Origin of the sequence: Nakamurella sp., assembly GCF_048594475.1 — a bacterium.
In the GTDB taxonomy this organism is placed as follows: domain Bacteria; phylum Actinomycetota; class Actinomycetes; order Mycobacteriales; family Nakamurellaceae; genus Nakamurella.
Window position 1 is genome coordinate 1 of sequence record NZ_JBMDXT010000546.1, and the last position, 9,098, is coordinate 9,098.

Genomic DNA, 9,098 nt, shown 5'->3' on the forward strand with positions numbered 1-9,098 from the left:
AGCGCACTCTGGCGGATCATCATCACCCGCATGGGCACCGACCAGCGAACCAAGGACTACGTCGCGCGACGCACCACCCAAGGGCTGACCAAGCCTGAGATCATTCGCTGCCTCAAACGATATGTCGCCCGGGAAGTCTTCGTCGCCCTCAAACCCGCGTCCACCGAAAAACGACCCGCCAAAGCAGCTTGACGACCATAGGAGCATCCGGGCTCGCCCGATCGCGCCGGTCTGACATCATCGGAGGCGTGACCCCGCCGCTGGTGTTGTTGCACGCCTTCCCGCTGGACTCGCGGATGTTCGACGGGATCCGTCCTGCGCTGGCCGGCCGGACCCGGCTGCTCACCCCCGACCTGCGGGGGTTCGGCGGCGGTCCGCCGCTCGACCCCGCCGTCACCCCGGGCCTGTCCGTCCTGGCCGACGACGTGCTCACCGAGCTGGACGCCGCGGGCATCGAACGCGCCGTCGTCGGCGGGGTCTCGATGGGTGGCTACCTCGCGCTCGACCTGCTGCGCCGGCACCCGGACCGGGTCGCCGGGCTCGTCCTGGTCGACACGCGCAGCGGCGCCGACGACGACGCCGCGCTGGACCGCCGCCGCGGCGCTGCCGAACGCGCCGACCGAGGCGAGATCGCCGCCGGGCCCGACGCCGTCGCCCCGCTGCTCGCACCCGGCACGTCCGACCTGATCCGGGCCGACCTCGCGGCGATCGCCGGCGCCGTGCCCGCCCCGACGATCGCCTGGGGCCAACGGGCGATGGCTGCGCGGCCCGACTCGACCGGCGTGCTGGCCGCGGCCACCGTGCCCGTGCTCGTCGTGGTCGGGGAGCTGGACGCCGTCACCCCGCCGGCGGTGGCCCGGGACATGGCCGCGGCGGCGCTCGAGGCCGAGCTGGTCGAACTGGTCGGGGTGGGTCACCTGTCTCCGGCCGAGGATCCGGCCGCCTTCGCCGATGCGCTGATCGGCTGGCTTTCGCGCCGGTTCTGACCCCCGCTTCAACCTGTGTGGCAGGGTGGACGCATGGGGAATCCGAACACTTTCAGTGACGGGCAATTACAGCACGCAGCGCTCCCGGCCTACCCGGGCGCGCAGGAACTGGCCGCGGCCACCCGCGGGCAGGCACTGGTGCTCCGCGGCCTGACCAAGGCGTTCGGACCACGGGTCGCCGTCGACCACGTCGATCTCGACGTGCCGGTCGGCTCGTTCTTCGGGCTGGTCGGACCGAACGGCGCCGGCAAGACGACCACCCTGTCGATGGTCACCGGCCTGCTGCGGCCCGATGGCGGGCGCGTGCTGGTGGCCGGTGTCGACGTCTGGAACGACCCGGCCGCCGCCAAGGCCCGGATGGGGGTGCTGCCCGACGGACTGCGCCTGTTCGAGCGGCTCTCCGGACCCGAGCTCCTGAGCTACCTGGGCCGGCTGCGCGGGATGCCGCTGGACGTGGTGAAGCAGCGCTCCGGGGAACTGCTGAGGGTGCTCGACCTCGACGATGCCGGCAACAAGCTGGTCGCCGACTACTCCACCGGCATGCGCAAGAAGATCACCCTCGCCGCCGCGCTCCTGCACTCGCCGTCGCTGCTCCTGCTGGACGAGCCGCTGGAAGCGGTCGACCCGGTGTCCGCGCGGATCATCCGGCACGTGCTGACCCAGTACACCCACGCCGGCGGCACCGTCGTCTTCTCCTCGCACGTGATGGCGCTGGTCGAGGGCCTGTGCTCGCACGTGGCCGTGATGGCCGGCGGGCGCATCATCGCCGCCGGCGAGATCGCCGCCGTGCGCGGCGGCGCCGCCAGCCTCGACGACGCGTTCATGCACCTGGTCGGGGCCGACGACGTGCAGGAGGGGGGTCTGTCGTGGTTGGGGTCTTCGCCGGCCTGAAGTGGCACCTGGTCACCAGCCGCATCCGGGCCGCGTCCGGGGCCAAACGGGCCTGGACCCTCGTCGGGCTGATCGTGCTGCTGCTGGTCGCCCTGTTCATCGGCACGTCGCTGGGCACCCTGCGACTCCTGCCCATCGACGGTGTCCCGATCGTCACGAGCCTGCTCACCCTGCAGCTGGTCGGGTGGGTCCTGACGCCGCTGGTCGCGTTCGGGGTGGACGAGACCGTCGACCCGCAACGGTTCGCGCTGCTCCCGCTGCGGCCGCGAACCCTGCAGAGCGGCCTGCTGGTCAGCTCGCTGATCGGCTACCTGCCGGTGGCCAACATGATCGCGCTGCTCGGCATCGCGGTGGCGCTGAGCGTGCCGTGGTCCCTGCTGCCGATCGCCGTGGTCTGCATGGTCGTGCAGATGCTGCTGTGCGTGGTGCTCTCCCGCGCGGCGTCGACCTCGATGTCGGCGCTGATGAGCAGCCGTCGCGGCCGCGACCTGGGCATGGCCGTCGGTCTGGGCATCTTCGTCGTCTACATGCTCTTCGTCTTCCTGACCAACAGCTCCAGCAGCAACCCGTCGGCCAACGGCCAGGCCCTGCGCTCCGGGGTGATGGGGGTGGCCGGGGTGCTGCGCTGGTTGCCGCCGGGCGCGCTCGCCGCGCTGCCGGCCCAGGTCGGCGCGGGGGACTGGGGCGCGGCGGCCCTGTCCGCGGTCATCGCCCTGGCCGGGCTGGCCCTGGCCTGGTGGTGGTGGTCGGTGGCGTTGGAGCGCAGCCTGACCACGGTGCCCTCGTCGACCGAGGGTTCGGCGCCGTCGCACGGCGTCGAGGGAACCGCGGTCGCGGTCGGTGTCGTCGGCACCATGAAGGTGGTGGCCGGCCGGGACCGGCTGCTGGCCTGGCGGGATCCGATGCGCCGCATGCCGTGGCTGATGGTCGTGCTGCTCACCGTGGCCTGGCCGTTCCTGGTCGTTCGCGGCTCCGGTGCGGTGTTCGCGGTGGCCTTCGGAGCGCTGCTGTGCGGTGCGCAGGCGGGCAACCAGTACGGCGTGGAGGGTTCGGGCCTGTGGTTGCACCTGCAGACGATCACCGATCGCATCCGCGCCCAGGGTGAGGTGCTGGGCCACGCGATCGTCGCCCTCGTGCCGGGCATCGTCATCGTGCTGGCCGGCGTCGCGGTCCAGGCCACCGTGCACGGAGATTTCCAGCACGTCCCGGCCGCGGTCGGCGGCTGCCTGGCCGCCCTGTTCGGTGCCGTGTCCATCTCCTGCTACATGTCGGCCCGGCTGCCCTATGCCCAACCGCAGAGCCGCAAGTCGATGTTCGCCTCCAGCGTGCCCGGCCAGAAGGGCCGGACCACCGCGGCCAGCTTCGCTTTCCTGCTCGGCGGTCTCGTGGTCGCGCTGCCGACGATCGTGCTCGTCGTCCTGTCGCTGGTGGTCGACCCGATCTGGGGCTGGGTCGCGCTCGTCGTCGGTCCGCTGACCGGCGTCGTCGCGCTGGCCGTCGCCGTCCGGCTCACCGCCGCCCGGTTTCTGGACAACGGCCCGGAGATCTTCGCGGTCGTCCGCGCCGGCGACCGGGTCTGACCGGCCGCCTGAGTGTGCAGAAAGTGCCCCTATTCCGCGGCAATTGGGGCACTTTCGGCACACTGGGAGCCCTCACGGGCGGGGCGTGCGGAGCGCTCAGCGCCCCATCGCGCGATCGGCCAGGGCCCGGAAACCGGAACGCTGCTGGGCCGGGAGCCCGGACTCGTCGTCGGTCGCCTCGACCCGGGCGAACGTGTCGGTGTCGGTGTCCGCGTAGGCGCGGGGCTCGTCCCGGTTGAAGTCGGCGGCGAGCGCGGTCAGCTTGTCGTCGGTCGACTCGGCCACGGAGGGCTCGGCCAGATCGTCCTCGAGCGCGGCCGCTGACTCCACCGTGGGCGGCACCTGCACCACGACGTCGGGCTGCTCGGCCCGCAGCGAGGCGACGGTCACGTCGTCCCAGGGGCCGGGCTCCTGGTCGAACCCTTTCGGCAGCCCGGTCGGCCGCGCGTCCGGATCGGCCGGGAAGTCGGCGGTCACCGGACGTCCGGCCTCGGAGGCCGGGGGATCGAGCAGCGTCGGGCCGGTCGCGGCGAGCTTGTCGACCTGGCTCAGGTGCTCGCGCAGCGAGGCCAGCTGATCCAGGACGTGCCCGCGCAGCCCGGTGAGCTCCCGCACCGCGTGGTCGGCGTCGGCCACCCGCTGGTGGGCCTGGGCCGCGGCCCGGCGGACCAGCTCGGCCGCGTGGGCGGTGGCCTCGGCGACCAGCCGCTCGGACTCGGCGGTGGCGTCGGCGATGCGCTGCTTGGCGTCGGCGACGGACAGCTCCTCGCGCTCGGTCAGGCGCTGGTGCGCCTCGGCCCGGCGGGAGCTGATGGCGATCTCGAAGTCCTCCTCGACGGCGGCGCGCCGGGCGGCGCTCTCCGCGTCGAGCCGGTCGCGTTCGGCCTTGGCCGCGGCGGTCAGCCGCTCGGCCTCGGCCCGGGCCGACCCCAGGGTCTCGGCCGCCTCGGTGCGCGCGGCCGTGAGCGTCTGCTCCGATTCGGTGCGGGCCGCGGTCAGGGTGGCCAGCGCCTCCTCACGGGCGGCCGTCAGCGTCGCCCGGGACTCCTCGGACGCCTCACCGACCAGCCGCTCGGCCTCGGCGGTCGCGGACGCCAGGGCCGCCTGCGACTCCTGCCGGGCCGTGGTGCGGGTCTGCTCCGCCTCCGCCGAGGCCTCGGCCAGCAGGTCGCGGACCTGGTCGGCCAGCTGCCGCCGGGTGCGCTCGCGCTCGACGTCGAAGGCCTCGCGTTCCGCTGCCGTCACCGCGGCGAGTTCCGACGCGGTCGCGCGCATCTTGTCCGAGTCGGCGTTGGCGCGGGCCCGGATCTCCGCCGCCTCCTCCTCGGCCAGCCGGATCATCCGCTGCATCCGGTTGGACAGGCCGGTCATCGAAACCGGTTCCCGCGCCATGTTGTCCAGCTGGGCGCGCAGGTCGTCGGCCTGCCGCTGGGTCATCTCCAGCTGCGCCGACACCTCCGACAGCCGCTGGTTGGTGGCATCGCTGTTGGCCGTGGCGATGCGCAGGTCGTACTCGAGTCGCTCCAGGTGAGCGGTCACCTGGTCCGGGGCGAAGCCGCGCCGGACGAGGTCAAAAGGAATCTGGGCCGGCAGCCACTCGTTCGTGCTCATCGCCCCATCGTTCCACTCGGTCCGGCCGACGTGCGGACGCAACGCCGGACAGTCGGATGTGCCGCCTACTCGGGCGACGGCGCCGGCTGCACGAGCTCGACCAGCACGCCACCGGCGTCCTTGGGGTGCAGGAAGTTGATGGACGACCCGGCGGTCCCGCGGCGGGGCTCGTCGTACAACGTCCGGATGCCGGCGGCGCGGGCCTGCGCGGCCGCCTCGACCACGTCGTCCACCCGCAGGGCCAGCTGCTGCAACCCGGGACCGTTGCGCTCGATGAACCGCGCGATCGTCGACTCCGGGGTCAGCGGGGCCAGCAGCTGCACCTGGGCCGACCCGGGGACCGGGCCGAAGGCGATCATCGCCTCCTCCACCCCCTGCGCCTGGTTGGTCTCGCGGTGGGTGAGCCGGCCGCCCAGCGTCTGCGTGTAGAACGCGATCGCGGCGTCGAGATCGGGAACGGCCACTCCGACGTGGTCGACGGCGGTGCTGGGCAGGGGCATGCCCTACCGTAGCCGCCATGGACGACGGGCCCACCGCGGCTGCCGATCCGTCCGGCGACCGGGTGGCCGCCCTGATCGCCGGGGCCACCGGAGACGGGGCCGGGCCGTCCGGCCGCGGCTCGGTGCGGGCGCTCGCCCGCCTGGTCAGCCTGGTCGAGGCCGGTGGTGACACCGCCGCGGTGGGGGCCGCCGGCCTGCGCGGCCGGCCGCGGGGAGCCGCCGTCCTGGGCGTCACCGGGCCGCCCGGCGTCGGCAAGTCCACCCTGATCACCGCGCTCATCGGCCGGTACCGGGCCCGCGGCGCGCGGGTGGCGGTGCTGGCGGTCGATCCGTCCAGCCCGTTCTCCGGCGGTGCCCTGCTGGGTGACCGGGTGCGGATGGGCGTGCACGGCACCGATCCCGGCGTCTTCATCCGGTCCATGTCCAGCCGCGGCGAACTCGGCGGGCTGTCGGCCGCCACCGCCGGCGCCGCCGACCTGCTGTCCGCGCTCGGCTTCGACGTGGTGATCGTCGAGACCGTCGGGGTCGGGCAGAACGAGGTCGCGGTGCTCCGGCTGGCCGACACCGTCCTGGTGGTGCTCGCGCCCGGGCTGGGCGACGGCGTGCAGGCGGCCAAGGCCGGGATCCTGGAGATCGCCGACGTGCTGGTCGTGAACAAGGCGGACCGGGACGGCGTGGCGACCACCGTCCGCGACCTGAAGTCGATGGTGGCCCTCGGCCGGAGCGGCGGCGCCGACGCCGCGCACTGGCGGATCCCGGTGCTGACGACGGTGGCGACCGAGCCGGCCGACGCGGAACGGGCCGGGCTCGACCGGCTGCTGGCCGCCGTCGACGCCCACCGCGAGCACGTCGACCGGCACGAGGGCGCCGCCGCCCGGGCCACCCGGCGGGCCGAGGCGGCGGTCGAGGCGCTGGTGCTGCAGCGCCTCCAGGCGGCGTTGCACGACCCGGCCGGCCGTGCCCTGCTCGGCCGGGCGGCGGATGCCGTCGCCGCCGGCGGCGAGGACACCCATTCGGCCGCCCGCCGGGTGCTGCGCGAGCTGGCCGGCGGAGAAACTCCCGGATTGACCGGCGGCTGAGCGGGTACGGTGCCGGGCATGGCGGAAACGATCATCGCCCGGGAGGTCGTCAAGCGGTACGGCTCGGTCACCGCGGTCGACGGGGTGTCCCTGACCGTGGGCGAGGGGGAGTTCTTCGGGATCCTCGGGCCGAACGGGGCGGGCAAGACGACGCTGGTCGAGATGATGGAGGGCCTGCGGCAACCCGACTCCGGGTCGGTCACCGTGCTCGGCGAACCGGTGTGGCCGCGCAACACCCGGCTGCTGCACCGGGTGGGCGTGCAGCTGCAGGGGACCTCCTTCTTCGAGCGGCTCACCGCGCACGAGCAGCTGGCCACCTTCGGGGCCGTGTACGGGGCGCCGGCGGCCCGCATCGACGAGATGCTCGAGCTGGTCGGTCTCACCGACAAGGCCTCGACCCGGGCCGAGAAGCTCTCCGGCGGCCAGGCGCAGCGGCTGTCCATCGCCTGCGCCCTGGTGCACGACCCGGACGTGGTCTTCCTCGACGAGCCGTCGGCGGCCCTCGACCCGCAGGCCCGGCGCAACCTCTGGGACGTGCTGCGGGCGATCAACGAGCGCGGCAAGACGGTGGTGCTGACCACGCACTACATGGACGAGGCCGAGATCCTGTGCGACCGGGTGGCCATCATGGACGGCGGCACGATCCTGCAACTGGGTCCGCCCGCCGATCTGGTCCGCGGGCTCGGCGCCCCGGTCCGCATCGCGGTCGAGGCCGGCGCACTGGGTCAGGACCGGGCCCGGCAGATCGAGGGCGCCGAATCCGTCGCCGGGGACGGGGTGTCCACCGTGATCACCACCCGGCGGCCCGCGCCCGTGCTGCAGGCCCTGGCCGGCATGGACGCCCTGGCCGGGCTGCAGGTGCGCGGCGCCACCCTCGAGGACGTCTTCCTGCAACTGACCGGACGGGAGTACCGCGCATGACCTCGGGTCCAACCCCGACCACGCCCACCGCATCGAGGGCCTCGGGCGCAACGACCCCGCCGGCGGCGACGCCCGGCCGGTCCCGCGGCTTCACCAGCCTGTCGACGGCCATGTTCAAGAGCTTCTACCGGGACTGGCTCTCGGTGGGCTTCTCGGTGTTCTTCCCGCTGTTCTTCATCATCATCTTCGGCACGATCTTCTCCGGCAGCTCGCCGTCCGCGCCCACGGTCATCCAGGTCGGGGCGGTGCCGCTGATCGACCAGCTGCCCGCGCAGGCCAAGACCGCGCTGAACGAGGCCGTCGACATCCAACCGGGCACCACCCTGGACGCGGCCCTGACCCAGGTGCAGAAGGGCGACGCGGGCGGGGCCATCGAGCAGCAGGGCAACACGCTGATCGTGCACTACTCGTCCGCCGACCAGGTCACCTCGGCCACGGTGCAGGGCATCTTCAACGCCTTCGTCAACGAGGCGAACATCGCCGCGTCCGGGGTGCCGCCGACCTACGCGCTGGAGAGCCAGCAGGTCGAGGACCAGTCGCTCAAACCGATCCAGTTCATCGCGCCCGGCATGATCGCCTACGGCATCGCGGTCGGCGCCGTCTTCGGCGCGGCGATGACCCTCATCACCTGGCGGCAGAAGCAGCTGCTGCGCCGGCTGCGGTTGGCACCGGTGTCCACCGGGACGATCGTGACCTCGCGCGTGGTCGTCTCGCTGGCCGTCGCCCTGGTCCAGCTGGCCCTGTTCATCGGGATCTCGATCCTGCCGTTCCTCGGACTGCAGCTGTCCGGGGCCTGGTACATGGCGATCCCGCTGGTCATCGCCGGCACCCTGGCGTTCCTGGCCATCGGCCTGTTCGTCGGCTCGGTGGCCAAGACCCAGGAGGGCGGCAGCGGGCTGGCCAACCTCATCACGCTGCCGATGGCATTCCTGTCGGGCGCGTTCATCCCGATCGAGTCGGCGCCGATCTGGCTCAGCACGATCGGCAAGTTCCTGCCCCTGACCTACCTGGTCGAAGGGCTCAAGGACGTGATGGTGCGCGGCGAGGGGCCCCAAGCCGCGTTGCTGCCGATCGCCATCCTGCTGGCCTTCGCGGTCGTGGTCACCTTCATCGCCACCCGGTTCTTCCGCTGGGACGCGGCCTGACCGGCGCGGCCTGACCGGACCCGGCCGGCGCGGCCCGCGGCCGGCCGGTCGCGCCAGCCGGTCGTCCGGCGGGCTGGCTCAGGCGAAGTCGCCGGCCGCCCGCCGGACCTTGGTGAGCAGCACCGACAGCTGTTCCTGCTCGGCGTCGTCGAGCCCGACGAAGCCGAACTCGGCCTTCGTCACCGCCTCGGTCGCGGCGGTCAGCCGCTCCCGGCCCAGCTCGGTCAGCTCGACCAGGGTGGTGCGCCGGTCGCTGGGGTGCGGCAGCCGGCGGGCCAGGCCGTCGGCCTCGAGCCGGTCGACGATGTTGGTGATGGACGTCGGGTGCAGCTGGAGCCGCTCACCCATCATCCGCATCGGCAGCGAGCCGCGCTGCGAGAACGAG

The 9,098-nt window shown here is 73.3% G+C and carries 9 protein-coding genes and 1 pseudogene; 7 read left to right on the forward strand and 3 right to left on the reverse strand.

The window, feature by feature from the left end:
• From ACOJUF_RS24580 to ACOJUF_RS24595, 4 genes and pseudogenes are all read left to right on the forward strand, one after another.
• A pseudogene (locus ACOJUF_RS24580) lies at positions 1 to 192 on the forward strand (IS110 family transposase); the annotation flags it as partial.
• A gap of 56 nt (positions 193 to 248) precedes the next feature.
• The gene (locus ACOJUF_RS24585) at positions 249 to 986 is read left to right on the forward strand and encodes an alpha/beta fold hydrolase (protein ID WP_420124434.1); all 738 of its coding nucleotides are present in this window, start codon (positions 249 to 251) and stop codon (positions 984 to 986) included.
• A gap of 33 nt (positions 987 to 1,019) precedes the next feature.
• Positions 1,020 to 1,877: an ABC transporter ATP-binding protein gene (locus tag ACOJUF_RS24590; RefSeq protein WP_420124435.1), complete on the forward strand. Its 858-nt coding sequence runs from the start codon at positions 1,020 to 1,022 to the stop codon at positions 1,875 to 1,877.
• Positions 1,853 to 3,457: a hypothetical protein gene (locus tag ACOJUF_RS24595; RefSeq protein WP_420124436.1), complete on the forward strand. Its 1,605-nt coding sequence runs from the start codon at positions 1,853 to 1,855 to the stop codon at positions 3,455 to 3,457. Before ACOJUF_RS24590 ends, ACOJUF_RS24595 begins: the two co-directional genes overlap by 25 nt.
• Positions 3,458 to 3,553: 96 nt before the next feature.
• On the opposite strand, the gene ACOJUF_RS24600 is transcribed toward ACOJUF_RS24595, so the two are convergent.
• Both ACOJUF_RS24600 and mce read right to left on the reverse strand, forming a co-directional pair.
• Positions 3,554 to 5,068, reverse strand: a complete 1,515-nt coding sequence (locus tag ACOJUF_RS24600; RefSeq protein ID WP_420124437.1) for a hypothetical protein — start codon at positions 5,066 to 5,068, stop codon at positions 3,554 to 3,556.
• 65 nt (positions 5,069 to 5,133) lie between these two features.
• Positions 5,134 to 5,568 carry a methylmalonyl-CoA epimerase gene (gene mce, locus ACOJUF_RS24605; protein ID WP_420124438.1) on the reverse strand — a complete coding sequence of 145 codons (435 nt, stop codon included), beginning with the start codon at positions 5,566 to 5,568 and terminating at the stop codon, positions 5,134 to 5,136.
• Between the two features lie 17 nt (positions 5,569 to 5,585).
• Here mce and meaB point away from each other — a divergent pair, with 17 nt between their 5' ends.
• Genes meaB through ACOJUF_RS24620 form a run of 3 tightly spaced genes read left to right on the forward strand, consistent with a single transcriptional unit; the run spans position 5,586 to position 8,713 of the window.
• Entirely contained in the window at positions 5,586 to 6,647 is a 1,062-nt protein-coding gene (gene meaB, locus ACOJUF_RS24610) for a methylmalonyl Co-A mutase-associated GTPase MeaB (protein ID WP_420124439.1), read from the forward strand.
• A gap of 18 nt (positions 6,648 to 6,665) precedes the next feature.
• Positions 6,666 to 7,568: an ABC transporter ATP-binding protein gene (locus ACOJUF_RS24615; RefSeq protein WP_420124440.1), complete on the forward strand. Its 903-nt coding sequence runs from the start codon at positions 6,666 to 6,668 to the stop codon at positions 7,566 to 7,568.
• Positions 7,565 to 8,713, forward strand: coding sequence for an ABC transporter permease (locus ACOJUF_RS24620; protein ID WP_420124441.1), 1,149 nt, complete (start codon positions 7,565 to 7,567; stop codon positions 8,711 to 8,713). Before ACOJUF_RS24615 ends, ACOJUF_RS24620 begins: the two co-directional genes overlap by 4 nt.
• 78 nt (positions 8,714 to 8,791) lie before the next feature.
• On the opposite strand, the gene ACOJUF_RS24625 is transcribed toward ACOJUF_RS24620, so the two are convergent.
• Positions 8,792 to 9,098 (reverse strand): MarR family winged helix-turn-helix transcriptional regulator (locus tag ACOJUF_RS24625; protein ID WP_420124442.1); only part of this gene is annotated, 307 nt, incomplete at its 5' end.

Bases quoted from the DNA above. Each gene is read 5' to 3' on its own strand.
- ACOJUF_RS24590 (WP_420124435.1), top strand. From the start codon at position 1,020: ATGGGGAATCCGAACACTTTCAGTGACGGGCAATTACAGCACGCAGCG.
- ACOJUF_RS24600 (WP_420124437.1), bottom strand. From the start codon at position 5,068: ATGAGCACGAACGAGTGGCTGCCGGCCCAGATTCCTTTTGACCTCGTC.
- mce (WP_420124438.1), bottom strand. From the start codon at position 5,568: ATGCCCCTGCCCAGCACCGCCGTCGACCACGTCGGAGTGGCCGTTCCC.
- meaB (WP_420124439.1), top strand. From the start codon at position 5,586: ATGGACGACGGGCCCACCGCGGCTGCCGATCCGTCCGGCGACCGGGTG.
- ACOJUF_RS24615 (WP_420124440.1), top strand. From the start codon at position 6,666: ATGGCGGAAACGATCATCGCCCGGGAGGTCGTCAAGCGGTACGGCTCG.
- ACOJUF_RS24620 (WP_420124441.1), top strand. From the start codon at position 7,565: ATGACCTCGGGTCCAACCCCGACCACGCCCACCGCATCGAGGGCCTCG.